General features: G+C 65.7%; 23 protein-coding genes and 2 pseudogenes. 13 read left to right on the top strand and 12 right to left on the bottom strand.

Annotated features, from left to right (window positions below; genetic code table 11):
• The first annotated feature begins 78 nt into the window (after positions 1-78).
• A complete protein-coding gene (locus ACZ6DT_RS33635) occupies positions 79-537 on the top strand; it encodes an RrF2 family transcriptional regulator (RefSeq protein WP_465602866.1) in 459 nt (152 codons plus the stop codon).
• A 54-nt stretch (positions 538-591) separates the two neighbouring features.
• Positions 592-1,779 (top strand): MFS transporter, encoded by a 1,188-nt coding sequence (locus ACZ6DT_RS33640; protein ID WP_465602868.1) that lies wholly within the window; start codon positions 592-594, stop codon positions 1,777-1,779.
• A 219-nt stretch (positions 1,780-1,998) separates the two neighbouring features.
• Here the strand turns inward: ACZ6DT_RS33640 and ACZ6DT_RS33645 are convergent, their stop codons facing one another.
• A complete protein-coding gene (locus tag ACZ6DT_RS33645; protein ID WP_465602870.1) occupies positions 1,999-2,901 on the bottom strand; it encodes an NmrA/HSCARG family protein in 903 nt (300 codons plus the stop codon).
• A gap of 98 nt (positions 2,902-2,999) precedes the next feature.
• On the opposite strand from ACZ6DT_RS33645, the gene ACZ6DT_RS33650 reads away from it, so the two are divergent.
• The 8 genes and pseudogenes from ACZ6DT_RS33650 (at position 3,000) to ACZ6DT_RS33685 (ending at position 9,876) form a co-directional block, all read left to right on the top strand.
• Positions 3,000-3,554: a TetR/AcrR family transcriptional regulator gene (locus ACZ6DT_RS33650; protein WP_465602871.1), complete on the top strand. Its 555-nt coding sequence runs from the start codon at positions 3,000-3,002 to the stop codon at positions 3,552-3,554.
• A 139-nt stretch (positions 3,555-3,693) separates the two neighbouring features.
• Positions 3,694-3,894, top strand: coding sequence for a hypothetical protein (locus ACZ6DT_RS33655; protein ID WP_465602873.1), 201 nt, complete (start codon positions 3,694-3,696; stop codon positions 3,892-3,894).
• Between the two features lie 91 nt (positions 3,895-3,985).
• Positions 3,986-4,641, top strand: a pseudogene (locus tag ACZ6DT_RS33660) (nSTAND1 domain-containing NTPase).
• A 107-nt stretch (positions 4,642-4,748) separates the two neighbouring features.
• Complete coding sequence (locus ACZ6DT_RS33665; protein WP_465602875.1) at positions 4,749-5,855, top strand: ABC transporter ATP-binding protein; 1,107 nt, start codon at positions 4,749-4,751, stop codon at positions 5,853-5,855.
• Between the two features lie 27 nt (positions 5,856-5,882).
• The gene (locus ACZ6DT_RS33670; protein WP_465602877.1) at positions 5,883-7,265 is read left to right on the top strand and encodes an ABC transporter substrate-binding protein; all 1,383 of its coding nucleotides are present in this window, start codon (positions 5,883-5,885) and stop codon (positions 7,263-7,265) included.
• Positions 7,262-8,101, top strand: coding sequence for a metallophosphoesterase family protein (locus ACZ6DT_RS33675; protein WP_465602879.1), 840 nt, complete (start codon positions 7,262-7,264; stop codon positions 8,099-8,101). Before ACZ6DT_RS33670 ends, ACZ6DT_RS33675 begins: the two co-directional genes overlap by 4 nt.
• On the top strand, positions 8,098-9,048 hold the full coding sequence (locus tag ACZ6DT_RS33680; RefSeq protein WP_465602880.1) for a carbohydrate ABC transporter permease: 951 nt from the start codon (positions 8,098-8,100) through the stop codon (positions 9,046-9,048). The genes ACZ6DT_RS33675 and ACZ6DT_RS33680 overlap by 4 nt, the downstream gene beginning before the upstream one ends.
• Before the next feature lie 9 nt (positions 9,049-9,057).
• On the top strand, positions 9,058-9,876 hold the full coding sequence (locus ACZ6DT_RS33685) for a carbohydrate ABC transporter permease (protein ID WP_465602882.1): 819 nt from the start codon (positions 9,058-9,060) through the stop codon (positions 9,874-9,876).
• Here ACZ6DT_RS33685 and ACZ6DT_RS33690 read toward each other — a convergent pair.
• From ACZ6DT_RS33690 to ACZ6DT_RS33735, 10 genes and pseudogenes are all read right to left on the bottom strand, one after another.
• On the bottom strand, positions 9,869-10,798 hold the full coding sequence (locus ACZ6DT_RS33690) for a LysR family transcriptional regulator (RefSeq protein WP_465602884.1): 930 nt from the start codon (positions 10,796-10,798) through the stop codon (positions 9,869-9,871). The two genes, ACZ6DT_RS33685 and ACZ6DT_RS33690, sit on opposite strands and share 8 nt — an antisense overlap.
• Positions 10,799-10,951: 153 nt before the next feature.
• The gene (locus ACZ6DT_RS33695; RefSeq protein WP_465602885.1) at positions 10,952-11,080 is read right to left on the bottom strand and encodes a hypothetical protein; all 129 of its coding nucleotides are present in this window, start codon (positions 11,078-11,080) and stop codon (positions 10,952-10,954) included.
• 470 nt (positions 11,081-11,550) lie between these two features.
• Positions 11,551-12,528: a quinone oxidoreductase family protein gene (locus ACZ6DT_RS33700; RefSeq protein WP_465602887.1), complete on the bottom strand. Its 978-nt coding sequence runs from the start codon at positions 12,526-12,528 to the stop codon at positions 11,551-11,553.
• A gap of 69 nt (positions 12,529-12,597) precedes the next feature.
• Positions 12,598-13,509: a LysR family transcriptional regulator gene (locus ACZ6DT_RS33705; protein ID WP_465602888.1), complete on the bottom strand. Its 912-nt coding sequence runs from the start codon at positions 13,507-13,509 to the stop codon at positions 12,598-12,600.
• Positions 13,510-14,806: 1,297 nt separating this feature from the next.
• Positions 14,807-15,730 carry a LysR family transcriptional regulator gene (locus tag ACZ6DT_RS33710; protein WP_465602890.1) on the bottom strand — a complete coding sequence of 308 codons (924 nt, stop codon included), beginning with the start codon at positions 15,728-15,730 and terminating at the stop codon, positions 14,807-14,809.
• A gap of 116 nt (positions 15,731-15,846) precedes the next feature.
• Positions 15,847-17,076, bottom strand: coding sequence for an MFS transporter (locus ACZ6DT_RS33715; RefSeq protein ID WP_465602892.1), 1,230 nt, complete (start codon positions 17,074-17,076; stop codon positions 15,847-15,849).
• A 122-nt stretch (positions 17,077-17,198) separates the two neighbouring features.
• Positions 17,199-17,588, bottom strand: a complete 390-nt coding sequence (locus ACZ6DT_RS33720) for a DUF3224 domain-containing protein (protein WP_465602894.1) — start codon at positions 17,586-17,588, stop codon at positions 17,199-17,201.
• 865 nt (positions 17,589-18,453) lie between these two features.
• On the bottom strand, positions 18,454-18,759 hold the full coding sequence (locus ACZ6DT_RS33725; RefSeq protein WP_465602896.1) for a hypothetical protein: 306 nt from the start codon (positions 18,757-18,759) through the stop codon (positions 18,454-18,456).
• 878 nt (positions 18,760-19,637) lie between these two features.
• Positions 19,638-19,817 (bottom strand): annotated as a pseudogene (locus tag ACZ6DT_RS33730) (SDR family oxidoreductase); the annotation flags it as partial.
• A gap of 251 nt (positions 19,818-20,068) precedes the next feature.
• A complete protein-coding gene (locus ACZ6DT_RS33735; RefSeq protein WP_465602898.1) occupies positions 20,069-20,578 on the bottom strand; it encodes a nuclear transport factor 2 family protein in 510 nt (169 codons plus the stop codon).
• Between the two features lie 604 nt (positions 20,579-21,182).
• Here ACZ6DT_RS33735 and ACZ6DT_RS33740 point away from each other — a divergent pair.
• The 3 genes from ACZ6DT_RS33740 to ACZ6DT_RS33750 all read left to right on the top strand — a co-directional run bounded on the left by ACZ6DT_RS33740 (position 21,183) and on the right by ACZ6DT_RS33750 (position 23,952).
• Positions 21,183-22,115 (top strand): AfsR/SARP family transcriptional regulator, encoded by a 933-nt coding sequence (locus tag ACZ6DT_RS33740; protein ID WP_465602900.1) that lies wholly within the window; start codon positions 21,183-21,185, stop codon positions 22,113-22,115.
• Positions 22,116-22,203: 88 nt separating this feature from the next.
• Positions 22,204-22,872 (top strand): hypothetical protein, encoded by a 669-nt coding sequence (locus ACZ6DT_RS33745; protein WP_465602901.1) that lies wholly within the window; start codon positions 22,204-22,206, stop codon positions 22,870-22,872.
• Between the two features lie 195 nt (positions 22,873-23,067).
• Entirely contained in the window at positions 23,068-23,952 is an 885-nt protein-coding gene (locus ACZ6DT_RS33750; RefSeq protein WP_465602903.1) for a LysR family transcriptional regulator, read from the top strand.
• Between the two features lie 1,481 nt (positions 23,953-25,433).
• Here the strand turns inward: ACZ6DT_RS33750 and ACZ6DT_RS33755 are convergent.
• Positions 25,434-26,048: a GNAT family N-acetyltransferase gene (locus tag ACZ6DT_RS33755; protein WP_465602905.1), complete on the bottom strand. Its 615-nt coding sequence runs from the start codon at positions 26,046-26,048 to the stop codon at positions 25,434-25,436.
• Positions 26,049-26,408: the final 360 nt, after the last annotated feature.

Genomic DNA, 26,408 nt, shown 5'->3' on the forward strand with positions numbered 1-26,408 from the left:
GCCGCGTAGCCGGGCCAGATGCAGTGATCGGGGATATTGATCGACACCTCGAACGTCAATGGATATAGGATGTCCACTATGAGGATGGGCAAGGGGGTCGAGGCAGCGCTTCACTGCTGCCTGGTCATGCACTGGCTGGACGGCCGGCCCGTGACGTCGGCGCAGCTCGCCGAATTCTTTGACCTGCCACCGGCGTATCTGCAGAAGACCCTGCGCATGCTGGTGAGCGACGGGATCGCCGAGGCCGTTCGTGGCCAGTCCGGCGGGTTCACTCTTGCCCGCTCCGGCGCCTCGATCTCCCTCATGAACGTCGTTGCCGCGATCGAGGGCAGCGACCCGGCCTTCCGGTGCGAGGAAATCCGTCGCGCCGGACGTTCCGGCCAGCTTGGGCCCCGCTCGGGTGAGTGCGCGATCTCGCACGCCATGAGCCGCGCCGAGTTGGCCTACCGGGCCGCGTTGGCGGCGGAGAATATCGCCGACCTCGCCCAGCAGGCCGGGTCAACAGTGCGCGACCGCACCCTGAACGCTTTTTCCTGATCGGCCGCCCTGCTCACTGCGCACGCGGGCGCACCCATGGAAGGATTGTGGACAATGAATATCCGTAATTACGAGGGTTGGTGGTTTCGGCTGCTGCCCTTGCTCGTCGCGACGATCGCGGTGGGAACTGACGCCTGGGTCGTCGCCGGGTTCCTTCCCGCGCTGGCACGCGACATGGCCGTGAGCATGAGTGCGGCGGGGCTGTCGGTGACCGTGTTCGCCGTCGCCTACGCGCTGGGCGCGCCGCTCTTGGCCGCATTGACCAGCACTGTCCGACCCCGTCGGGTCATCGGCGCTGCCTTGGCGGTCCTGGCTGTGGCGAACGTGCTGTGCGCGGTCAGCGACGGGTTCACGACGTTCTTGGCGGGGCGGGTGCTGGCAGCGGCGGCCGCGTCGGCGGTCACGCCGTCGGCTGGGGTGCTCGCTACCCGAGTCTCCGGCGAGCAGCGTCGGGGACGTGCGTTGGCGCTGGTCATATCCGGGTTGACGATCGCGACGGCAGTCGGAGTGCCCGTCGGCAGTGCCGTCGCGACGGTGACGAGCTGGCGGACAGCCCTGTTCGCCGTTGGGGGACTGGCCGCCCTCGCCGCTGTGCTCATCGTGGCGACCGCACCCGACCCCGCTCCCGGAGCCCGACAGAGCATCCGGGACCGTCTCGCGCCACTAGGTCACCCACGCGTCCTGGTAATCCTCGCTCTGACCGTCCTGGGGATGGCTGCCGCCTATGTCCCGTACGCCTACGCCGCCCAGCTCCTGTCCACGGGCAACAGCGGGTGGCTTGTCGCCGTCCTGGCCGCCTACGGGATCGGCGCCGTCGCGGGGTCGCTGGCAAGCGGGACGCTGACCGACAAGTTCGGACCCGATCGGACCCTCATGGGTGCATACACGCTGATGGCGACATCCTTCGCCACCTTGGCCTTCCACCCGCCCGCCATCGCTGTGGTTGCGCTGGCCGCAGCGTGGGGTGCCGCCAGCTGGATGCAGACGCCCCCACAGCAGCACCGACTCCTCGCCGCGGCTCCACAGCACGGGACGGTGACGATCGGCGCGAACGCCTCGGCACTGTACGCCGGCATCGCCATCGGCAACGCCGCCGGCGGCCTCCTGTTCACCCACGGCAGCATCCTGATGTGCCTTGTCGCAGCAGGCATCGCGGTGGGCGCACTCGCATGGAATCGCGCGCTGACGAAGCGCGCGGTCGCGAGCAAGGAAGCGATCAGTGCGGCGAGGTCTACCGGATAGCCACCGCCGGGAAGATGCCTGACCTGCAGCTGCCGAGCTCCGCCACCGTGGATACGGCAACGCCACAGTCAGCTGACGAGATCGTTCTGCGCCTTGACCCGGCCGAACCCACCTCAGGCCGGCTACGCCGAGGAGAGTGGAGAAGGCGTGGTGCTCATGGTGGGTCTCCCCCTTCGCATGACGGCTCCGCTAAGCGGAGCACTGAAGCGCGATCACGCGCTACGCGAGGTACTTCCGCGCCCAGGTGGCGAAGTCGGTAAGCGGAATGCCGAGCTCCCGCGCATATCGTGGCCGCCCCGGCTGACCGGCCACATTCAGCCACTCGTGCGAGGCGCCCATCGGTGGCATTCCGGCCGCGACCGCCTGCTCCACGGTCATGTCCGGTGCCGCCAGCGGGGTGCCCAGCACGCCGGAAAGAACCTCGGCGATCTCGGTCATGGTCAGGAAGTCGCTCGCGAGCTCGAGTTCGACGCCGGAGAACCGCTCCGGTTCGGCGATGGCCGCGGCGGCCGCGGTGCCGATGTCGTCCACAGCCACCAGCGAAAGGGACGTCGACGGCTTGATCACGCTCACGAGGCCGCCGTCGAACCCGCGCGGGAACAGGAACTTCATGTCGGGCAGGAAGTTCTCCATGAAGAAACCGGGCTTGAGCAAGGTCCACTGTGGAATGCCCGTCTCGCGGAGGCGGTCCTGGATCGCCGCCTTGGCGCCCAGCGTGGGCTTCATCGAACTCCAGCGTCCCTCGGCCCACCCGTCCGCGTCGACGTGCTGACCGGCTCCCGAAACCGAGGTGTGCACGAACTGCGGCACTCCGGCCGCCTCCGCGGCTTCGATGAGGTTGACGCCTTGAGTCACTTCCCCGGCGAAGTCGAACCCTTCCGCGCTCACGCCGGGCATCTGCACCGAGAAGACGGCACGAGCGCCCTTGGCCGCCCGGATCACGGAATCGACGTCGTGAAGATCGCCGACGACGAGTTCGGCACCGAGCGCTTCGACCGCCTTCGCCCTGGCCGGGTCACGCACCAGCGCGCGGACGGGAACGCCGCCCGCGAGCAGGGCCCGGGCGGTCGCGCCACCCTGCCTGCCGGTGGCGCCGGTGACCAAAACGGGTGCTGAGGACATGTCCGCTCCTTCGGGAGATCTAAGTGGCGGGGGCCGCCACTTATCATCCGCTACCATATGGCGGGGCCCGCCACTTACACAAACACCGAGGTGAAGACATGTCCGACGGCCGACGCGCCGACGCACGGCGCAATTACGCGCGCATCCTCACCGTGGCCGAGGAGGAGGTGGCGGTCCACGGCTCCAGCGCCTCCTTGGAACAGATCGCGCGGACCGCCAATGTCGGCTCGGCGACCGTGCGCCGCCACTTCCCCACCCGCCGTGCTCTACTGGATGCGGTCTCCGCGAAACGGATCGCCGCGCTGTGCGCCCGCGCCGTCGAACTGACCGGCGAGGACGACAGCCGGAAGGCGCTACTGGATTGGCTCGACGAGGTCGTCACCTACTGCGTCTCCGCCCGAGGTTTGGCGGCCGCGCTCGCCTATGACGGCCCGACCCACGAGAACTCCTGCTCCGCCGCCATCGAGGAAGCCGGGGATCCACTCGTGCGGCGGGCCGCCCGGGACGGCGGGGTGGCGACCGAGGTCACCGTCGCGGATCTGATCACGCTGATCGTCGGCATCGTCCTGGCCACCGAGCACCACCCGGATCCGGCCGCACAGGCGGACCGGCTCTTCCGGCTGGCCGTGACGGGCTTGAGCCCGCGCACGTGAAAGGGGCCGGAGCGGTCTCCCACTCCGACCCCTGGACGGCCTCCCCTACCTCGTACCGCGGCGACCCGGCGAGACCACCGCCGGAACCGGTCCGCCGTGGATCACGAACTGCGAACCCGGTTCCCGGACGATGTCGCCCGTGGACGAGTTCGTGATCGTCACGTTCGTCAAGGTCGCGCTGCCGCGGGCGCCGCTCATCGCGAGTATGCCGGCCCCCTCCACGACCTCTGGAATCAGCCCTGAGCAGGAGATCCAACGTGTATTCGGCGGATTCCCGACGGGCATCGGCGACGCTGAGCACCACGAAATCCGCATAGTCCTGCGCTCGGCAGGATTATGAAGGAGGAGCACCGTGCGACTATCCAGAGGACTCGGAGTGGCCATCGCCACCACCGCGGCAGCAGCCTCGCGAGTGGTTCGTCGACGCACTGGTGACCGCTGCCGGTATCGAAACCAGCCGGACGCGGGTAGTGCTCGGGGTCCGCGCTGACTTCTTCGGCCATTGTGGACAGTATCCGCAGCTGATATCGGCGCTACGCGACGCCCAGGTCCCGATTGGCGCGATGAGCGCCGACGAACTACGGGATGCCATCACCCGCCCGGCCACCACGGCGAACTACACGGTAGAGACGGCCCTGGTGACCAGGCTGGTCGCGAAGCCTCGGTACACGCGGGCGTCCTACCGCTGTTGTCACACGCACTACTCGAGACGTGGCGGCACCGCAGCGGGATGACACTGACCTTGGCAGGCTACGACCGCACGGGCGGCATCCGACAGGCGGTTTCCCGTACCGCCGAAGAGGTCCATACCGGTCTGGACCCGGACCGGCGCACGTCGGCGCGGAACCTGTTCCTGCGGTTGACCGCTCTGGGCGAAGGCACCGCGGACGCCCGGCGGCGGGTATCACTGCGCGAACTGGGCGATGACCACGACACCGCTGTCGTCATTGTCCGGGCACCGGCAATGACCTGGTCGACAAGCGTCCGGGCAGGCGCTGCCCCGTTGACGGCAGGTTCGATCGCCTCGTCGATTCGTTTTTCCAATCGTCGCGCCGGTAGCGCCAATACTCCCTGCACAAGGCCCTGACCTGCACATTTTCGGTTCTGTCGTTCGGTTCTCGTTCACCTCGACGCCATCGCGGACTGCTGGTATTCCCGTGTCCCGATCCCCTGTGCCGAGGAGGCTGAAAACGCGTGAGCCGGATCCAGATCGAGGCGGCGACCAAACGGTTCGGCCCGGTCACCGCCGTCGACGCGGTGAGTCTCGACGTCGCCGACGGTGACTTCCTCGTACTACTCGGGCCGAGTGGCTGCGGGAAGTCCACCCTGCTGCGCGCCGTCGCCGGGCTTGCCCCGCTCGACGGCGGCAGGATCCTGCTCGGCGACGCGGAGATCACCAACACTCCGCCCCGCGAACGCGACCTGGCCATGGTGTTCCAGAGTTACGCGCTCTACCCGCACCTTTCGGTCGAGCGCAACATCGGATTCCCGCTGCGGGCCCGTCGCCGGCCGCGAGCCGACATCCGGCGCAAGGTCGAGGAGGTCGCCGAGCTCCTCGACCTCGGCACGCTGCTCGACCGCCGCCCGAAGGAACTCTCCGGGGGCCAACGGCAACGAGTCGCGCTCGGCCGAGCACTCGTGCGCGACCCCGGGGCCTTCCTGATGGACGAGCCACTGTCCAATCTGGACGCCAAACTCCGGACGGCGACCCGATCCGAACTCACCCAGCTGCACCGCACGCTCGGCTCGACTTTCGTCTACGTCACCCACGATCAGGTGGAGGCGATGACGATGGCCACCCGGATCGCCCTGCTCAACGAAGGACGTCTGGAACAACTGGGCACGCCGGAGCAGGTGTACGACGAACCGGCGTCGGTATTCGTCGCCGGTTTCCTCGGCTCGCCCGCGATGAACCTGCTCGATGCCGAGGTGGTCGGCAGTGGCGGCGAACTCCGCGTGGTGGCACCGGAAATCGACGTTCCACTCGGTGTCAGCGGCGCTGTGCCCAGGCGGGAGGTCGTGCTCGGGATCCGACCCGAACACCTTGCCCGCACCACGGACACCGCCGCGCTGCGCGCTGTCGTGCGGTTCGTGGAAAACCTCGGCAGCGAAGAGGTCGTCCACTGCACGGCCGGTGACGCGAAGATCTGCCTCCGTGGGCCGCGCCCCCTCGACTTCGCCGCCGGCGACCACGTCGGCCTGACCGTCGCTCCGGAGCGTTTACATCTGTTCGACCGCCACTCCGGCCGACGCCTCGTCTGGCAGCCCCGTCCCGCTCGTCTCGAGGCCACCCCCGTCTGACCCACCTGACCCAAGGAGCAGCTTCCCATGCAGAAGAACCGTTTCCAGGTCGGCGTCGCGCTGAGCGTGGCCCTGGCACTCGGCGCGGCCGGCTGCGGCCTCGGCGACACCGCGTCCACCCAGGCCGCCCCGGTGACGAGAGTGCCGGAGCTTCAGCCCGGGCAGCAGGTGTCGGTCGTGTTCGAGAGCTACAACTTCGGCCAGGCGGGCGCCTGGACGGACACGTTCAACGAGCTGATCGCGAAGTTCCAGCAGGCGCACCCGCACATCAAAGTGACCGCGCAGAAGCCACAGGGCAACAGCCCGAACCCGGCCACCGACACCGTGTCGAGCGTCCAAAGCCAGACCGCGGCCGGACACCCTCCGGACGTGGCGCAGCTCGGCTTCAGCGACCTCGACTTCACCGTGCACCAGCTCGGCGCCAAACCGCTCGACGATCTCGTCGGAAAGGAGGCCGTGCAGGCCAACTTCACCGGCACGACCCACGCGTACGCGCCGACCGCCCGCGCGCTCGGCGACTGGGACGGCAAGACCTACGGTGTGCCGTTCGTGTTCTCCACACCGGTGCTCTACTACAACGCCTCCTTGTTCCAACAGGCCGGCCTCGACTCGGCCAAGCCGCCGTCCACCTGGGACGAGGTGCGGATCGCGGCCGACGCGATCAAGAAGGCCACCGGGAAGGGTGGCGTCTATCTGGATTGCCTGACCAAGGAAGCCAAGGACTGGTGTTTCCAAAGCCTTGTCCGCTCGAACGGTGGACAGGTCCTCGCCGCGGACCGCAAGTCGCTCAGCTACGCCGACCGGCCGGCGGTCGATGTCGTGAGAATGGCACAGAACCTCGTCAACACCGGCGCCAGCCCGAAACTCGCACAGAAGCAGGGCTATGAGGCCTTCGCACGTGGCGACATCGGCATGATCCTCGAGACCAGTGCGGTGCAGGCGACGTTCGTCAAGGGCGCCAAAGGTAAATGGGACCTGCGATCGGCGCCGATGCCCGCGTTCACCGGGAAGCCCGTCGTGCCGACCAACTCCGGCGCCTCGCTGTTCGTCTTCGCCACCGACCCGGCCAAGCAGCGCGCCGGCTGGGAATTGATCAAGTTCCTCACCAGCGAGCAGGCATACGGCACGATCGCGACGAAGATCGGCTACCTGCCGCTGCGGTCCGGGCTCGCCGACGACCCCGCCGGTCTCCGAGACTGGGTCCAGCAGAACCCGCTGGTGAAACCGAATCTAGCGCAGCTGAAGAACATGGAGCCCTGGGTCTCCTTCCCTGGCACCAGCTACCTGCAGATCAGGGACGGGATGATGGAGGCAGTCGAGGAGGCCGTGTACCAGGGTGCCGACCCGCAAGCGTCGTTCGACGCGGCGAAAGCACAGGCCACTCCGCTGCTGCCGGGCGGTGGCAAGTGAGCCGGCCGGACCTGACCCTGATTCAGCTCAGCGACCCGCACATCCTCGCGGACCCGGGCGAGCGGTTGCACGGCCACGTCGCCACGAGCACGGTGCTCGAGTCCGCTTTGGACACGGTGACACGGTCAGGCGCCGAGGTACACGGGCTCCTGCTCACCGGAGACCTCACCGACGACGGCTCCCCGGCGGCCTACCGCCGGCTGCGCGCCGCGGTGGAACGGCTCGGTGTCCCGGTCGTCTACGCGATGGGCAACCACGACGATCGTGCCGCCTTTCGCAGTGAGCTGCTCGGCCAACCAGGTTCCGGACCTTGCCACGCCGCGTACGAAATCGGCGGGGTACGGATCGTCGTACTCGACAGCACCCGGCCAGGCAGGCACGACGGGCATCTGGACGAGGACCAGCTGAAGTGGTTGCGTGCCGAGCTGGGCGAACCCGCGCCGCGCGGCACCGTCCTCGTCGTGCACCATCCGCCGTTGCCCTCGCCGGTACCGACCGTGCATCTTCTACGCCTGCGGGATGCCGGGCGGCTCGCCGAGAGCCTGGCGGGCAGCGATGTCCGGCTGGTGGTCACCGGACACGCGCACCACACCGGATGTGGCGCGCTGGCCGGGATTCCGGTCTGGGTCTCGCCCGCCCTCGCCTACCGCGTCGAAGCGCTACCGCCCCGCGCGCGGCTGGTCGGTTCCGCGGCGAGCGGCCTGAGCCGGATCGACCTGATCGACGGGGCCTTCGTCGCGACAGCGGTCGAACTCGGTGCAGCCGTGACGGTGTACGACGAGGACGAGGCTGCGCGAGTGCGTTTCGTCGCCGAGCACACCTCACAGGTCGGGTGAGCCGCTTGTTCGCGGAAATACCCGTTCCGGTCGCCGCGCTGCCGGTCCCTAGTTCCCCCCGGCCGTCGCTGGCCCGCCGGATCGCTCGCGCCGCCCCGCCGTACCTTTACCTCGCCCCCGCGCTCGTGCTGCTGGTGGTGTGGACTTACCGGCCACTGGCGCAGACCGCGCAGCTGTCGTTCCACTCCTGGAACCTTCTGCCCACGACCCCGATCACCCCGGTGGGCTGGGCCAACTACGAACGGCTGCTGAAGTTGCCGGAGCTCGGCCAGTCGGTGACCCGCACGGTGGTGGTGATCGTCGGGTTGCTTCCGTTCTCGATCGGCATCCCGGTGCTCGCAGGATTGCTGACGCGCCAGGTACGTGGCCGGGCCCGCGTCGTCTACCAGGCTCTGGTCTTCGCGCCGATGCTCGTCGCGCCGGTGGCGAGCGCGGCGGTCTGGCGCTGGCTGCTCGACCCGGGCGGTGGTGCGGTAGACCGGATCCTCGGCATCGACGTCAACTGGCTGCATGAGACCGGGCCTGCGCAACTGTCGATCATCGGGATCACCGGATGGCATGTGCTCGGTTTCGCGGTGCTGGTCGTGTCGGCCGGTCTCGCCGGCATCAATCCCGATTACGCGGATGCCGCCCAGCTCGACGGTGCGTCGCGAGGACAGGTCACCCGGTGGATCACGCTGCCGCTCCTGTCCCCCACGCTGGTCTTCCTCGCACTGATGACAGTGCTGCTCTCGGCACAATGGACATTCCCCCTCATCGACACCCTCACCCAAGGTGGCCCCGCCGACGCCACGACGAACGTCTATTACCTGTTGTGGGACTACGGATTCCACAGCTACGACGCCGGACTCGGTGCAGCGGCGGGGATGTTGCTGTTCGTCGGGTTCGGCCTCGTCGCGGCCGGGCTGGTGTGGCTGGCCGAACGCCTGACCTTGCATGACGACTAGGAGCCGGTGATGGATACCGTCGATTCCCGGTGGCGCCAGGTGCGCGGGCACGTGGTGCTCGCCCTGCTGGGCCTCCTCTGCATCTTTCCGATCTACTGGCTGTACGCGACCTCGTTGCGGCGCCCCGGGGACGTCTATTCACTATCGCCACTACCGTGGCCACTCTCACTGGAGAGTTACACCGACGCGGCCCGCAAGGTCGACGTACTGGGACTCCTGGGAAACACGCCGCTCGTCGCACTGCTCACAGCGGCCGGCCAGCTGCTCACCGGCCTTCTGGCGGCCTACGCGTTCGCGGCCTGGCGATTCCGCTTCTCCCGGTTGCTCTACCTGGCCTTCGTGGGCACCTGGCTGGTTCCTTTCCAGGTCACGATGCTGCCCAACTACGTGCTGCTCTCGCAGCTCGGCCTGCTCAACACCCTCGCCGGGGTGGTCATCCCGACGCTCTGCTCGGCACTGGGGGTTCTCCTGCTGCGCCAGCATCTGGCCGGATTCCCGAAGGAGCTGCTCGAAGCATCCACAATGGACGGCCGCTCGTCGTGGACGACACTGTGGACCGTGGTGGTACCGAACCTGCGCCCGGCGCTGGCCGCGCTGGGCATCCTGCTGTTCGTCAACGCCTGGAACGAGTACTTCTGGCCCGCGATGGTCTTGCAGCGCAACAACGCCGTACTTCAGTTGGGACTGCGGAGCTTCATGGGCACAGAGGGCGACGATTGGGGACCGTTGATGGCGCTCGCCGGACTGGCGTGCCTGCCGGTGTTCGCGCTGTACCTGGTACTGCAACGGCACATCGTGAACGCTTTCGTCCGCTCGGGCCTCAAGTAACCCGCGCCGCCGTTTCGATATCCGGAAGCGAAGGAACTTCGTCGAGGCACCGTACGAAGGTCTCGCCCAGGGGGTTCGGCTCGGCCGCGCGCCAGACCGCGTAAAGGTCGACCATAGGCACCGGGTCGGACAGGCGCACCGGCACCGGCCGGACACCGCCCGGAACCGACCCGACGGACGTGCCCCGGGTCGCCGAGGCGAACCCGACGAGCGCACGGACCGACACGACGATCGCGGTCGCACCCGGGTCGTCGACCACAAGCGCGACGTTCAGTGCGATCCCGCTCTGCTCGGCGGCGCCCAGGATCGCGTCGTACATCGCCGGGCACTGCTCCCGGGCGAACAGGACGCACGGCTGATGCGCCAGCTCGGCGAACGGCACCTCCTGCCGGCCAGCCCACTCGTGCCCATGCCCGACCACGGCCACCATGGGCACCCGGAGCAGCCGCCGAAACCGGAACCGCGACGATACCGGGTGTCCGTAGACGAGCGCCACGTCCAGCCGACCCGCCGCGAGCGCCGCGAGCTGAGGGCCGGTCCGTTTCTCCCACAAGGCGACCGTCACATCGGGGTACTCGGTGGTCATTCGCGCCAGGACCGTGGGGAGAATGTGCTGGCCCGCAGGGAAGTTGTAACCGACGTTGACCGTGCCCGCCCGGCCCGCGGCCGCCTCCCGGGCACTGTGCGCAGCCTCCTCCAACCGCGCAATGATCAGCTTCGCGTGCTCGCGGAACACGTGACCTGCCGCGGTCAGCCGCACCTCATGTGACGTCCGCGCCACCAGCTCGACACCCACGGCGCGCTCCAGCCGTTGCAGCTGCTGACTCAGGGACGGCTGAGCGAGGTGCAACCGCGCCGCGGCCCGCCCGAAATGCAGCTCGTCCGCGATCGCCAGGAAAGATTCGAGATGCCGGAATTCCATAGCGTCCTCCGCCCGGGATACCGCCGTCAGGCTCGCCGACCGCGGCGAACACCCGGTGAACCGCACCTGCCGAACGGCAGGCGATCCGATGACCGGCGGCCACATCAGAGACACACGCTGTCCAGCGGTCAGGGTGACGCTGGCGGACTGAGTTCAGTGCATATCGCTGGGGACACCGATGTCATAGACCTTCGCGCAGTCGTTCCAGATCACGCCGCCGTCATCGTGCACTCCGGTGAACCGGTAGGTACCCGCGCCCGGGACCTGGAGGAAACCTCCCAACGGGTGACGATCCAGCGAGCGACAAAAGCCAGCGAGACCGGCGAGTCGACGCCCCGATCGACGTTCACCTGCGGCTCGATGCGCGCCAGTGCGGGTTGATGCGCACCGCTGGACAGCCCGCGCACGCCGGAGAAGGAACCGTGTCGATGTCCTGCGCGAAGCCATCGACCGGACCCAGGTCGACGTTCGAGATAGACGTCGTCCCACCCACTCCCAAGCCGTTCGGCGACTACCGAAGGTAGAAACCGTGCCTCGCGGGGTGGCCCGGTTGACGGCGAGTTGGACGTCCACCGATGGGACCCTCGCCATCGACGACCCAGGTGACGTCGGCGCCTCCCGCTGCGGCAGGAACCGTCTCGCGCAGTGAGGACGACATCGACTTCGAATCGCCGAAGTCGGCCGGCGGGGACCGTACGCCGTAGGCGGCGCCGCGGGGTCACTAGCGGGGCAGGGTGGTGACCCCGCGCCGTTCACGGCACCAGCACGATCTTGCCGGTGGTGCCGCGCTTCTCGAACAGCTCGTGTGCGGCGGGGGCCTCCGATAGCGGCAACACCTCGCCCACGACCGGCTTCAGCGCGCCCTCGGCACCCAGTCGGAACGCCTCCGCGCGCAACCGGGCGCCGTACGCCGGGTCAACGAATACCCGCGGCCCGAAGCCGGACACCTGCAGGCCGCGCGCGAGGAAGTCGACCGGCGTGAAGGCGGGCAGTTCGGCACTGGCCGACCCGAATACCACCGCGCGACCGACGCCGATAGCCAGCAGCCCGAACGCGGCCTGGCTGACCGCCCCGCCGACCGGGTCGAACAGCACGTGTACCTGGCCGACCGCCGCCTGAACCTTCTCCGCCCAGCCGTCCTCGGTGTAGTCCACTGCCAGGTCCGCACCGAGCTGCTCGGTCAGGGTGAGCTTGCGCGCACCGCGGGCTGCGGCCACGACCGTCGCGCCGGACCGCTTGGCCAGCTGCACCAGCAGGCTGCCCACCCCGCCGGCCGCCGCCAGCACCAGGACGACCTCGTCGGCTTGGGGCGTGCCCGTCTCGACCACGCCGAGCGCGGTTGTGCCCTGCCCTAACAGCGCCAGCGCCTCGTGGTCGTCTAGCTCCTCCGGGATCGGCAACACCGCCGCGGCCGCGAGCACCGCGAGTTCGGCGTACCCACCGCTCGCGACCCCACCGACGACGCGCGTGCCGATCAGCGACTCGTCCACTCCCTCGCCGACAGCGGCGACCGTGCCCGCTACCTCGAATCCTGGCGCGAACGGCAGCGGCGGCGCGGGGAACCACGGGTGCGCTCCCATCGCGCCGGACCGCATCTGCACTTCGGCATAGCTGATGCCGGCTGCCGACACCCGTACCAGCACCTCGCCCGCACCCGGCGTCGGGTCGGGCACCTCTTCGAGCTTGAGCACCTCCGGCCCGCCCAGCTCGTAAAACCGGATCGCCTTCATCTTCGCGTCCCTCCTCGAACGGTCCGGCAGACGGTGAGGCCTTGGTCACGGTCGACTGACCCGACCTGCTCAGAAGCTGGTCGGATACATCTTTTCTGCTGCTTGACGGATAGCCATGACCGTGGGGCGTTGACTGCCATTGACGTGCCAGGCGAGCGCCGAGGTACTAGGAGGGATGCCCGCGACGTCGAGGAACACGATGCCCGGCCGCGGAAAGAATCGTCTCACCGACGCCGGCAGGAACGCGATGGCCTTGCCCTGCGCCACCGTGGCCAACAGCGACTCGACATCCCGTACGACCGGCCCGTACTTGACCGGAGAGCCATCCGGGCGTGGGTTCACGGTCCAAAAGTTCCTCCATGCCGACGGGCATTCGGCAGGATAGTCGATCACCACGTGATCTCGCAGCTCCGCGAGCGACACCTCGCTTCTGCTTGCGAGTGGATCATCCGCCGGCAGGCACACAATACGAGGTTCGGTCGCCAGATGATGCGTCTGAATCTGCTCCGGTACTGGCGGTCGGCAGAAGACAACGTCCACCTCGCCGGTGTAGAGACTTTGGAAATGCTCGATTACGTTCAGCAGCCGAACTTCGATCTGTAGATCGGAGTGCTGTTCCGCTGCTTCGGCCAGCACCCGGCGAGTGTGCTCCATCGCAGCCTCGGCTCCGATCGTGCCCACGACCACTTTCCCCGTCGCCGCCCGGGTGTATTCGGTCGCGACACGGTGAAGAACCTGCGTCGCAGTGACGATCGACTGCGCCTCTGCGAGGAGCGCCTTACCCGCCGCCGTCAACTCCACCGTGCGATTGGTACGGGTAATGAGTTCGATTCCGAGACGTTGTTCCAAGGCGTTGAACTGCCGGCTCAACGCCGGCTGGCTCATGAACATCCTCGTAGCCGCTCGACCGAAGTGCAGCTCTTCGGCCAGCACAAGAAAAATACGTAGCTGGTGCACCGTTGGCGCAGTCCAATGGTCCATCTCCGCCTCATCCCCCAGTGAGCCCGCACCTGCCGAAGCCGGAGCAGAAACCAGAAATCAACTGATCAAGATTCGTCCAGCGACGAGGAGCTCCGCCAAAAGTCGACGACCAAGCCGCATGATCACACCTTGACATCAGAAAAATATTGGCACTGAATATCGCCAGCGCTCACCAAATACTTCACTTGCACTTCGCGAAATCTGCCAACAGGTGACTATTTTCGCCGATAGCGCTATCGCAAATTTAACGAACACAAATCTGTAGGCGACTTACGGTGCCATCATCGGCACCTTCTCGAAAACTCTCGACCTCTCCCAAAATGCCCTTTTCGGACCCTTCGTACTACACGAAGATGAACCTTCTTCCATCCTGAATAGCGATGACGACCGCGGTGTATCCGCTCAGCTCCGCTACCGCCTGGCTTGTCAGGTCCCGCAACCCACCCAAGGGCTGAACCATGCACATGGTCGGGCCCTTCGCGAACTAGTCCTGCCGCGCCGCGGCGGTAGCGTCACGTGATTGCCGACGCCCTTGATAGTTACGAAATAACACGAAGTCATCCTCACGTCACCACCGGTCAAAATCCGACGGTACCGTCGGAATCGTAATTCCGGCCCCTCCAGCAGGACGCCGTGATCGTGCCTTCAGCAGCAAGTGGAAGATCCACTGCCTCGGCGCCGATCAGGCTGGCCAACTACACGATCCGCGACGTCACGTAGAGTACGAACAGAACCGTGCACTGCGGCGAGAATAACAACGGAGACGAAGCCAGTGTCCTGCCACTTCCCCGGCTGCGGTGCACCGCTTCCTCTGACGACTTTGAGCGACTTTCGTTCCTGGCAAATATGCGCCGCCGTGGGACACACAAGGTATCCGCGACCATCGAAATTCGGTCGGTAAAGATGCGACCCCGGAGACCATGAAGGGAAAGTCGCCGGGGCCGCCGCTCGAAAACGGCACTATTCAGGGAGATGACCAGTCACCGTTTCGAAGTACTCCAGACAGCCAGTGTCCGACCGAAACCGGCCATCGACGCACAAAATATGAATAACCTTCACTCTTGTGTTCGCCACGTTGACTACCCCCAGTGATCATCAGTTCTCAGCGACGCGGGCCGGATTCCGGTGCACCGAACGCGTAATTCACAACCTACCTCCCACAGCCGGCAAAGGCCTCGAGTTTCGAGATGACAAACGATGCAAGAGGCCGGCCGACCGATGATGTTTCGGGTATCATCACGTTGGAGAAGCAGCAGTCGCGGGTCCGTCCTCGCCGCTGAGAAACCAAAACTCAAGGTCACTCGTTCGCTCGCCAGACGGCGAGCGCGGCCTGGCGAACAGCAATGACGACCGGACGGTTCTCTGCCGAGACATGCCAGGCCAGTGCGGAAGTGCACGGACTCAAGTCGACAACGTCGAGATACTTGATTCCTGGCCGCGGAAAGAAATTCCGAGCCGCCGAGGGTTGAAACCCGATCGTTCCGCCCCGGGCGACCAGTGCGAACAGGGACTCGACGTCGGAGACGACGGGTCCATATCGGACGGGCACCCCACTCGGACGCGGGTCCGCCGCCCAGAAGTCGCGCCAGACCTTGGGGCATTCAGGTGGAAACGACGCCACGACCCGGTCGTCCAGATCGGCGAGCCGCACACTTCCCTCGTCAGCCAGCGGATCGTCCGCCGCCACACAAATGACTCGAGGCTCGCTGTTGAGGTGCAGCGTCCGGATGTCCTCCGCAGCGGGCGGGCGGCAGAACACCAGATCCGCTTCGCCGGTGCTCAGACTCAGGTACTGCTCCCCCAGGCCTAGCAGTCGGACGTCAAGTTCGAGGGCGGGGTGACGTCTGCGCACCTCATCGAGGATCGCCACGGTGTGCGCCATCGTCGCCTCCGCGCCGACCGTGCCGATCACCACCCGGCCCGCCAGACCGCGAGTATGCTCGCCTGCCAAACGCTGCAGTCTGCGCATCGCGTGGACCACCATGCGAGCGTCCGGCAGGATGGCCAGACCGGCCGCTGTGATCGAGGTCGATCGGCTCGTACGGGAGACCAGCTCGACACCGAGCCGGCGTTCCAGCGCGCTCAGCTGACGACTCAGCGCGGGCTGGCTCATGTACAACCGTGCCGCCGTCCGGCCGAAATGCAGCTCTTCGGCGAGTACGAGGAACATTCGTAATTGGTGCACGGTGGGAGCCGATCGATCCCCGACATCACCTGTCATGACCACAGGCTACTCCAATGATCACCAGACATCTGCGCAACTCAATTGACTGCGCACGTCGGTGACATTTGCACTCCCCAGACTTCGGCCGTCACGAATAGCATCCAGCTTCAGCATCAGCCGACTGTGGACTTCGACTCCGTCACCGTTGACAGGGGCACTCGGCGCCAGAGCACGGTTGCCACCGAACCGGCCGTCACGATGAACGCGCCGGCCACGGCGATGCTCACGGCCGGACCCACCCACGACGTCAAAGCGCTCGCGGCGAGAACGGCGACCCCGGTCGAGCCGGCCAGCAGCGAGTTGAAGAGCCCCATGCATTGCCCCCTTGAAGTGACCGGGACGAGCCGGCTGAACGTCGCGCCGACAACGACCAGATACGCCGTGCACGCTCCGGCCAACATGAACATCACGGCTGACACGACCAGCCCCGGACGGGCGAGGCACACCAGAAGCGGAAGGCCTCCCGCGGCGGCGAGCGGTCCCATCGACGCGAGCCGCCTTTCGGCAGAGATGAGTCGGCTGCCCAGTAGATAGGCGCCGAGAGCCATCCCGGCGGGATCCGCGGCCATCAACAGACCCGCCTGCCAGGACTCGCCGCCCATCTCGGCGACGTAGGCGGCTGCGAGACCCTCCGGCACCACAGTCACCCCGAGAAGGGAGGCGAGCAAGGCGAGCACCCGTAGCCCGGCATGTCCCCAGATGACACGGACTACGTCCCAGCTCGACCCCCAGTAGCCGCGGCGGGTCGCCTCCGGAGGTGACCAAGGGCCCACGTACCGGGCGATGACGGCCGCGGAAGCCACGCAGCAGATCGCGTACGTCGCCAAGGCCGCCTCGGGCGCGATGCCGCTCAATGCACCTCCCAGAACGAAACCCGCGATCTGGGAGATCTGCTGCGTCACAAGCCTCACCGACTGGCCCGTGACCAGAAGGTCTCCCGGAAGGATGTCGGGCAACATGGCTCCCCGGGCCGCCTTCGCCGGTATCGCCATCAGCTGCAGACCCAGCAGCAATCCGAGCGATAGTGGCAACGGCAGCCCGGGGACGGCCATGAGACCGGCCAGCGCCGCACGCGCCAGATCTCCTATCACCAGCACGGCACGCCGCGAGTAGCGATCGGCGACGCCCGCGATGAGTGGGCCCGCCACCGCGGGCAGGAACGTCAATGCGTAGGTCAGCCCGGCAAGCGACCCCGAACCCGTACGTGCCAGTACGAGCACGGCCATCGCCACCCTCGCGAGCTGTTCACCCGCTGAAGCCACGATCTCGGCGATCCACAGTGCCCGGAAGTCCTCGACCGCCAGCGCGACCCGCCAGCCGCGGGCTTCACCGTAGTCCGTCAACGCGGGCTCTCACACGAGGTAAGCATGCCATACATCGCAACCCTGTCTCGTATCCGGAAAGCTGTCACCAGACTGACACGACCGGGACCCAGAATTTGTCACGGCGTAACGAACAGCAGTCGTCACAGCTCATAGTTGAACACGTAGGTGTGCTCACCCTCAGGCGAACGCTTGATGTCCATACTCGCCTTGAGCCCTTTCAGGTCGCCACCGGCCGAGTCCGCGACCACCTCGATGATCGCGAATCCACCGCCGGCATTCCCGTACGCGGAGTGGCGTAGTACGAAGTCACCCTCTCGATCATCGATTTCGGCCCACACCCGCTCCATTCCCACATACGAGACCGAGCCATTGTGAGCCAGTACTTGAAGCAGGTTCGCTTCACTGACGCCTCGAATTCCTCCTTGGAAGGTCTTGGTGTTCCGTACGCGCAGAAGGCGAACACCGTCTCGCTCGTCGTATACGTTCTCGTCCCAGCTGTCCAGGTCGAACCGGCCGGTCACTTCTTTCATGAACTCTCATCATTTCCGTGAGCGCGGGGCACCACTGAGGCAGTGCGCGATCCACCATCGGGGGAACGGCGTTACTTTGCCGTCAAGTCTTCTCGACAGACAAGACCGGCGCAATGCGATTAGGGTTATGATCGATATCCTGATGGTTATCCGGCGGGCTCCCTGCCCACCCAGCGAAACGAATCGGTCACCCATACATGGGACTTCGGCCCCGGTCACGAGTTGCGTGCGGTCGAACGCGGTCGGAACACGACCATTCCGCCACAGACTGGGATGGGCTCGCCCCACGAGCGGGGAACTGGACGGCAAGGATGAATCAGGATGAATCGGGCAAAGGCCTTCGGCGTAACGAGGCGAATTCCGGCAAAGCCGACGATCTTCATCGGCAGGAACGCCGACCTTCCTAAGCTGACGGCAGCCTTCCGGGATGGCCCGCTGGTGACGTCGACCGGACCGGGAGGTCCCGCCTAGCGGGCGCATTTCGCGACTTCAGCGCGAACAGGATTCACCGACGGTGTGCACTTCGTGGGGTGACTGACCTCAACGACCCGGAATTGCTGGCGAGCATAGTCGCCGAAGCGCTCGGACTCACAGATCGCTCGACCCGCCCGGCGGTCGAGGTGTTGATCGACTGGCCAAGTGATCGAAACGTCCTGTTGGTCCTGGACAACTGCGAGCACCTGGCTGAGAGCTGCGCCCGGCCGGCGGACACCCTCCTGACACGATGTCCGCGCTTGATGATCCTGGCGACCAGCAGGCATCCTTCGAAAGCCGCCGACGGCCAGGCCTTGCCGGTGTCCCCTCTCGCCGTTGCGCTGAATCCCCGTACAGGATCATGGCCTCATCCCGCGTTTCTCGTGCACCATCAGGAGCCCTCCCTGCACTTGAGCAGGACGAACAGATGGCGGGACGCATCGAGGAGGTCACCACGCAGTTCGTCGGTCCGGTCCCAGGCCGCGTGCACGAAGGCTGCCCGCAGGCAGTCGAGGATCATCGGATCCTCGGTCGCCAGCAGTCGCTCCAGGCTGATCGCCGTGCCGGCGAGCCGTCGCAGCAACGTCCGCACGTCGGCCGGACCGGACGCGACGGTGAGCACTACCACGAGTTCCTGTAGTTGCTTGTGCAAGAGTGAGAGACCGTCCAGCGGCAGCTTGCCGCCGATCCGGTTCATTTCGCCGTCCTTCCGCGTTGCGGATCTCGGGTGGTACGTGGGGAGTGACAGGCAGGCCGTCTGCTCATGACGGCAACGGCGTTCGGATCACGCGTCCATCGAACAAGCGTGGAGGTCATCAGCCGATCGCATATGGACACTTTCACCAGACATTCACACCTAGGCTCACGACACAGTCAGAGACCGAGCTGGCACTGAGCGCGTCGTCCGGATCAGCTCGTCGTATACCAACCGATTCATCCGGACACTTCACGAACAGCGAACGCTGTCGATGCACCGATTCAACACCCTGTGCGTCACCAGGACCTGGAAGTACCCCAGATTCAGCCATGCCTCTTCCATGCGGATCCATAACCGGGCGCACATCTATCACGTCTCGCCGCGGTCATGATCTGATCGGAATATCCGATCTCGTCAAGCCACACCGAGTACAAGCCCCTGCCTCGGCTTCGATCCAGGTACGCGGGCATTCACTCCATTACCTGCTCAGCGCTTCACACGGCCGACAAGCGAAGTGTTACGTTTGCGTTAAGAGCAATGAACGACAGGCGGTCAACCAGCTGCGGCTCACGAATCCGTATTATGATGATCCGTGCCGACCGGCCAGTCCGCCAGCGTCATCACCGTGACATACATGAGTATCTCCGGCCGCTGGGGTCTCACTCACTGTTTCAGACAAGGCTTTCACCACTCCGGCAGAGGATCTGCTCGACGGCAGCGTCGTAGATTTCACGCGCGCCTACCTGCAGGCGAAGCTCGACACCGGCCACGATGTCATGCCATCTGCCATCTGCTTGAAACCACCATGAACGCGCGGGATTTCGTGTTTCATTCCCAGGAAGACCCCGGCGGTGTTGGTACGCCAGACGTTCTCCAGATCAGCCAGGATCGTGTTCGGCGAGCCGAACCGCCTTCCGGCTTTCGGTCCCCACGTTGTTCACGGCGATCTCCAACCGACCGTACCGGCGAACACAGCCCTCGACGAGCGCGCGCACTTCGGCTTCGTTGCGGACGTCCGCTCGATGAAACGTCGTGTCACCGCCGCTGACGCGAATACCGTGCGCGACCTCCCGGCCGAGCTATTCGCGACGGCCGCAGAAGTACACCTTCGCGCCCTCCACCGACATCGCGCTTGCCGTGGCGGCGCCGATACCCGGCGTAGCTTCGGTGATCCACACGACCTTAACGTCGAACCGGCTCCGCGATAGGCCGCGGACACGGCGCCGACCGGGCCAAGGGCGCCGGCGGCGAGCCCCAGCGTGCCCGCGGCGAGTACACGACGGCGTGAAGTGAATCCGTCACTCATGGCTCAGTCCTGTTCCAGTCGATCGGGGATCCGCGCGAGCGGGTAGTGCCGCCAGAAGTACTGGTCCGCCGCGTGCTGGTCCCCGGCGAAGTTGATGGCCTCGGCAATCTTCCGATCACGGATGCGGTAGGCCAGCGCCCACGTGATGTCCAGACCGGCCGGAGTGGTGCTCCACCCGCGATGGAGGTCGACCACCCAATCGCCGTCTGCGGCCAGATACAGGATTTCGGCCCGAAAACCGGACCGTCCGAGCTGCTCGAAGAAGGCGATCACCTCGTCCGGTCCCGTCTTCACTCCCGCGAGCGGGTGATGCCCTGGAATCGTCCATCGGATGTCGGCCGCGATAAACTGCCTCAGCACGTCGAGATCACCAGTACCGTAGGCTTGGTAGTACCGGCGGATCAGGCTCACGTTCGGGTGTTCGCGCCCCCGTTCCGGCGCGGCGGAGGCCGTCCCGCCGGCCAGCGATCCAGCCAAGAGCGCGGCGACCCCTATACCGCCCGCGCGCAGCACTGACGCCCTGTCGAGAGGCGTGCTTCGGTTTTCCACAGTCGTTCCTTTCGGAGTGGCATTTCCCCAAGGCAAACACCAGCGCTCCCGAGAGTCCAATACTCGCCTCCATACGTTTGGGGCATCGCAGGAAGACCAGGTGCGGGCTCGGCTCCTCGCGGATGACCGCGTGCGACTGGAACGTCGTGAGTCACTACCGAGCGCGAACCGAAGCTGACGTGAAGTCGCCGCAGTCAATACTTGGTTCCGCGCCGTCCAGCTCTGTTCGGCGTCGACTTCATTCTGTCGGTAGCCGCGGCCAGGGCCGCGCCACACCTCCCCCTCGGATTCCCCCAGCCGGGAGGCATAGGTGTGGTGTCGCCTCCGACAGAATTCGCCGTAGCCGCGCAGTTCTGGTCTCCGCGGTCGTTCCCGTCCCAGCGGAGGCCGCGGATACCAGAACACCGGAGCGTAACACGTCACGCACAACACTGGCGCGTCTCACTCCGATGCGCCATGTATTACTCTGCATCGGTTCTCCTCGAAGAATCATCGATTTCATCTTGCGTAACCTTCGTCGGCCGATGAGACTCAACTGAGTCCGCCACAGATCTGTGCGACTTCGGTGATGGCGGAACTTCTCGGAAAGTCGGAAGACAAGGGGGAAGCTTGTCTCATGCCGGGGGTTGAAGACAGCTCGTGTCATTCGCGCGACAATCTGGGCTATGACGTCGAATTCGCCGTCCTCGGCACCTTGACCGTGAAACTTGGGGGCCGACCCGTCAGGATCAGCAGTCCCAAATTGCGAGTGTTGTTTTCATCAATTCTTCTGATGCCCAACAGGCCTGTGACGATAGCTCAGTTGACCAGCCGGCTCTGGGGCGACAATCCGCCGGAGTGTCCACGTCGGGCTGTGCAGCTGTACGTGACTCGGCTACGCGCGCTGCTCGGCCCGTCTCGGGAGTTGCTCAACACTGTGCCCAGTGGATACCAGCTGACGATCGCGCCAACCCAACTCGACCTCCTCCGATTCGAGGAGATGGTCGTCGCTGCGGCAAACAGTCGTGACGACACCGAGCGCGCGCGGCAGCTGAATGCGGCGCTCGCATTGTGGCGCGGTGATCCCTGCGAAGGCGTCGCATTCGACAACTCACCGTCGGCCGAATTCCGTCGACTCACGGAATCACGCTTGCAGGCCGAAGAAGATTACGTCGACGCCAGGTTGCGTCTCGGCGATTACGGCGACCTCGTGAGCAGGCTTCGCTGGCTGACCGCTGAAGCTCCCTTTCGTGAGCGCTTCTGGGTACAGCTCATCAGCGTCCTTCACGCCTTAGGCCGTCGTGAGGTGTCCGGCCTCGATGAAGGCTTCTGCCGCAGCGGCCACCCAGCGAGCCGAGACCGACGACAGTCACCCATGCGCGGCTGCCCCGAGTCGTCTTCGTTGCACCACATCAGTACGCGGCCGGACGACGTGTGGACCTCACCTGTCGAGAACTGTTGGCCCGAGCATGACCGGCCGAGGTCGCGAGCGCCGTTGGCTCCTACAAACAAGCACATCTGACTCGGTACTTCAAGCGACTGATCGGCATTTACCCAGGGCGACACGCCCGGTATCACTGAGCCGCTCACCACTTCGCCACGCTCTGCGGTTGTCCACTCAAGCGCGCCATCTTCGGCTGTTGAACAACCCTGCAGCGCGGCAACCGGACTTCAGCGGCCTGCAGAACGGGTCCGCGCTTCCGATACTGACTGAAGTGTTTCGCATCGTGGCCGAGCAGCTCGCGATCGCGAGGCGGATCGTGTTCTCCGTCGGCTTCATCGCCGCCATGGACGTCTCGATGGGGCTGCCGATCACTGCAGTGCTCATGGGGGCGGCGTGGGCGCTGGCTACCAAACGCGCACTACAGCCTTGGGTCCGCAGCCGTGAAAAGCAGCATCCTCCTGTAGTGGCCGACTTGACCGGTCTGCCGAATCGTCGTTATGCAGCCCGCCCGTCGGCCGAACACGCGGGTGATGGCAGGAGTCCGTCCCGTCCATCACCCGCGCGTCCGCCCAACTTCTATCGAAGCTCAGTACTCACGGTTCCGCATCTGACACCCCCCGTCTTGACTACGCACTCGCGCAATGTAAACGCGCGGAGTCACTCGGCAAGTCTTGCCGACGCCATATGGTCGCGCAAGAAGATGACAATGCGAAAGGACAATCGGCAATACCGTTCAAGCTATAGACGCTCGCCGCGTCAGGATCGCGAGAGGTCCAGGCTGAAGAAATTCCACATCGTGCTGATTTGCGACCTGCGTCTGGAGGTAGGGCGGTAGCCGCCGGAATCAGGCGACTACGGACGCCGGTGTGACAGTCGAACCGACCGAGGCTGCGAGCGTCACCAGTGCGGCCACCCTGACGCGAACGAACCCGCGGCGTGCTCCCTGGCCAGCAGACACGGGAAAGACACCCATCCCAAGGCTTCTCGCCATACGCTGGACGTATAGGTCACCGATGAAGGGAGGCACGAGATGGACATCGACACCCGTGTGCTCCGGTATTTCGCAGCGGTCGCCGAGGAACTCAACTTCACCAAAGCCGCCGAGCGACTATACGTAACCCAGCCGTCGCTGAGCAGGCAGATCCGGCAACTCGAGTCCGACCTCGGCGTCACGTTGTTCACCAGGTCAAGCCGGGAAGTACTCCTCACCGCGGCCAGCGAGGCGCTGGTGCCGCTGGCCACGGCGCTCGTCTCCGATTGGCAAGCCGCGCAACGAACGGTGCGCGGAGTAGCCGCGTTGGAAGGACGTGTGCTGCGCATCGGGTTCGAAGCGTCCGGGGCGGGCCCGCTCACGAACAGGGCGCGTGCGCGGTTCGCCCAGCGTCTTCCGGATGTCGTCATCGAACCCAAGCGGTTCGACTGGGGCGGCGAGGTAGCAGCGGTCCGAGACGGCCTCGTCGACGCGGCCTTCATCTGGCTGCCCGCCGACACCGATGGTCTGCATACCGAAGTCGTCGCGCAGGAGCAGCGGATGGTGGGGCTCGCCACCGGTCATCGGCTGGCGGTGCGGAGCAGCGTGACCATCATGGACCTGCGGACCGAACCGGTCATGTGGACGAGCAAAGCTCCGAAGCCTTGGGTGGACTGGTGGGCGGTGAACCCTCGTCCAGATGGCTCTGAACCGGTGTGGGGACCGCAGAACGACAATGTCGAAGAGATGCTCGAACAAGTCGCGAGTGGTTTGGCGATCTGCATCGGACCGTCGTCGATGGCGACCTACTACGCCCGGCCGGACCTCGTCTGGCTACCGATCACCGACATCGACCCCCTGCGCATCGCGTTCGCCTATCCCGTGTCGGGCACCAATCCTCTGGTCGCCGTCTTCGCCGCGGTGGTTAGAGAGATGTCCCGGTAACGCCGTTGAGATCAGGTCGCATTGCCTGTCCCGGCTGCCACATCACAGCAAGCGGTGCCCTTCCACGCGACCTTCAGTTCCGAGGAGAATCCTCTCGTAAGCATCCGGGTCCTTTGAGTAAGGGCGCGCCTGTTCGTCCGTCGAGAGCAGTCCCGACGGCTCGTTCGCTCAGAGGCATGGACCTGAATTGCGTACCAGCCTGGAGCGGGCGGGTAAGGCGGTTTGCGGGACCGACAGGCAGGAGAGCAGATTGACCGCCGGTCTGTCCTGTCATGCCGCTTAGTGGATGTTGCGCCACCAACGACCGTCGTCAGGTGATCGCGGGTGGTTGTGGGCTGGGAGCACCGTCAGTGGGATTGGAGGTGGAGTTCGTCGACGGTTACACGCTCTGCCCGCTGGTGTCATTCGCAGCTCTGAGGAGCTGTCGATCCCAGCCATTCCGCCAAAGTCGTGGTTTCCCCTCGTCCGTGTCACCTGTACCTACATCGACACGTTCGGTCCGGACATCCCTCGCCCACCGACAGCCATGCCGCAGCAGGGAATCAGCAGGCGGTGACAATGTCGGTCGGTTGCCGGTTCCACGTCAAGCAGTGCTTTGGCGGGCTTGGTGATGCGTTCCCATGAGCCACGCCAGGCGACCCTGGGGACAGCTTTCCTGCCGCCAGGAGACTCAGCAGGGTGGTCAGGGCGGGCCCGACCTCGCGGATGCCTCCGAACGTGCTCATCGTTGCCGGACCGATGAAAGACAGTGAGTACGGTTCAAACACCGCGGGCTCATCGGACGCCCGGTCGATGTCCTGCACACACCCGCCAGGCGCAAGCAACTCCCAGGCGGCGGCCAGTCGCGGTCCGCCCCGTTGTCGATGTGAGGTCGACCGGCTGATCAACACCCTCCAGCTCGACCATGACCTCCTGGGCGCCGAGTTCGGTCAAGCCGATGGCGCGAGAGGTGGACACGATCGAGGCGATGACGTACGCGTCACTCAAGGCCGCCAGGTGGACCGCGTAACGGCCCACCGGATCCACACGCCGCCTCGTTGGCGCCCACGGACGGGCCCGGTACCGTCCGCCGCCGTGCGGGCGACGATACCGGCGCCGTCATAGCCGTGCACCGTTCCGGCCGGGCGCCGACCGGCGAAGATGACCTCACCGCGGTGAAGTATCAAACCCTTGTCGAAGCATCCGACGCGCTCGGCCTGGCGCGCCAGAACCTCTACCCGCGAGTATCCCGCACAGAACGGGAACTCGGCCAGAAACTCTGCATCCGGCCACGCGCCGCTCCGTCTGCGCACAGGCCCCAAGCCAGGATCGATCGACTCCCATGCACGATGTCACGCCGGCGGCGAAGTGCTGAATCTCTGAGGTTCAGCGCCGGGTTTCATCCCTTGATGACAACCATGAACCTGCAGGTCAAACAAGATCGTCGTGGCAAGATCGCCACGACTCTTCAGAATGCAGGTTCCAGCAGCGTTGGCGGATTCTCAATGATCTTGCTGGTTGGTCGCCGGGCCGCCAGATCGGCGGGCATCTCGGTGCTGAGTCCAGGTGGTCCGGGTGATCTCGTATTCGACCTCACCTTGCTCGGCGCCCAGGACTGGGTCATCGTTGTGTCCGGCGGAAATGAATGTTCGGACGAACGCGAGTCCGGCGGCGGTCATGGTGGCTCGCGACGCGGTGTTGACGGCCAGGGTTTGCGCGAAGATCCGCTTGAGCCCGAGGTCGGTAAAGCCATAGCGGATGAGCTCACGGGCGCCCTCGGTGGCATATCCGTGGCGCCACCGGTGGCGCAAAAGCCGGTAGCCGAGATCCGCCTCGCCGGTGACTTTGGGCTGATCCGGCCCATGGGGCGGTTGCAGCAACCACAAGCCGACGAACCCGTCCTCGGCAAAGCCGACCCAGAACCCGAGGCCAGGCACTTCGCGCGAAGCTGCTTGCCGACGGCGATGCGAGCGCTCGACCTCGGCGCGCGAGGCGGCTCGGCCGGTGAGATAGCGCATCACCTCAGGATCGGAATCCAGCTCGATTTCCAGCTCGAAGTGTTCGTCGGCCAGGGGCACAAGCGTGAGCCGCCGGGTTCGCAACATGGGTTGAGCCATGCGCTGATCTTCGCAGCGAGGGCAACCCGATTTAGTCTGCGCGACGTTTGCTCCGAGGGTGCGCTCGGCTGTGGAAGGCCCTGGAACGTTCGATCACGACCAGTCGCACGGACGATCGGAAGTCATCTCACGGCTTTGCCCGATTAGAGGCCACCAAGTCGGCGGCTCACCACCAACAGGGCTGAGGAACAAGCCAACGGCAACGGCACGAGTTCGAGACTGATCTTGGGTGGCATCGAGGTGAGACAACCAGGAAACCCCAGGTGATCCAACATCGACGTGTTACGTGCGCCGAGACCCTACATTTGTGGCCGGTTCTGCTGATCGCTGGAGGTGGTCGCCGAGGGAGCGCCAGGTCTC

The sequence above is a fragment of the Amycolatopsis sp. NPDC041971 genome, assembly GCF_055588925.1.

Excerpts from the sequence above, each read along its gene's own strand:
- ACZ6DT_RS33635 (WP_465602866.1), top strand. The coding sequence starts at position 79 with ATGAGGATGGGCAAGGGGGTCGAGGCAGCGCTTCACTGCTGCCTGGTC.
- ACZ6DT_RS33640 (WP_465602868.1), top strand. The coding sequence starts at position 592 with ATGAATATCCGTAATTACGAGGGTTGGTGGTTTCGGCTGCTGCCCTTG.
- ACZ6DT_RS33645 (WP_465602870.1), bottom strand. The coding sequence starts at position 2,901 with ATGTCCTCAGCACCCGTTTTGGTCACCGGCGCCACCGGCAGGCAGGGT.
- ACZ6DT_RS33650 (WP_465602871.1), top strand. The coding sequence starts at position 3,000 with ATGTCCGACGGCCGACGCGCCGACGCACGGCGCAATTACGCGCGCATC.
- ACZ6DT_RS33670 (WP_465602877.1), top strand. The coding sequence starts at position 5,883 with ATGCAGAAGAACCGTTTCCAGGTCGGCGTCGCGCTGAGCGTGGCCCTG.
- ACZ6DT_RS33685 (WP_465602882.1), top strand. The coding sequence starts at position 9,058 with ATGGATACCGTCGATTCCCGGTGGCGCCAGGTGCGCGGGCACGTGGTG.
- ACZ6DT_RS33690 (WP_465602884.1), bottom strand. The coding sequence starts at position 10,798 with ATGGAATTCCGGCATCTCGAATCTTTCCTGGCGATCGCGGACGAGCTG.
- ACZ6DT_RS33700 (WP_465602887.1), bottom strand. The coding sequence starts at position 12,528 with ATGAAGGCGATCCGGTTTTACGAGCTGGGCGGGCCGGAGGTGCTCAAG.
- ACZ6DT_RS33705 (WP_465602888.1), bottom strand. The coding sequence starts at position 13,509 with ATGGACCATTGGACTGCGCCAACGGTGCACCAGCTACGTATTTTTCTT.
- ACZ6DT_RS33710 (WP_465602890.1), bottom strand. The coding sequence starts at position 15,730 with ATGACAGGTGATGTCGGGGATCGATCGGCTCCCACCGTGCACCAATTA.
- ACZ6DT_RS33720 (WP_465602894.1), bottom strand. The coding sequence starts at position 17,588 with ATGAAAGAAGTGACCGGCCGGTTCGACCTGGACAGCTGGGACGAGAAC.
- ACZ6DT_RS33725 (WP_465602896.1), bottom strand. The coding sequence starts at position 18,759 with ATGAACCGGATCGGCGGCAAGCTGCCGCTGGACGGTCTCTCACTCTTG.
- ACZ6DT_RS33740 (WP_465602900.1), top strand. The coding sequence starts at position 21,183 with ATGGCGGAACTTCTCGGAAAGTCGGAAGACAAGGGGGAAGCTTGTCTC.
- ACZ6DT_RS33750 (WP_465602903.1), top strand. The coding sequence starts at position 23,068 with ATGGACATCGACACCCGTGTGCTCCGGTATTTCGCAGCGGTCGCCGAG.
- ACZ6DT_RS33755 (WP_465602905.1), bottom strand. The coding sequence starts at position 26,048 with ATGGCTCAACCCATGTTGCGAACCCGGCGGCTCACGCTTGTGCCCCTG.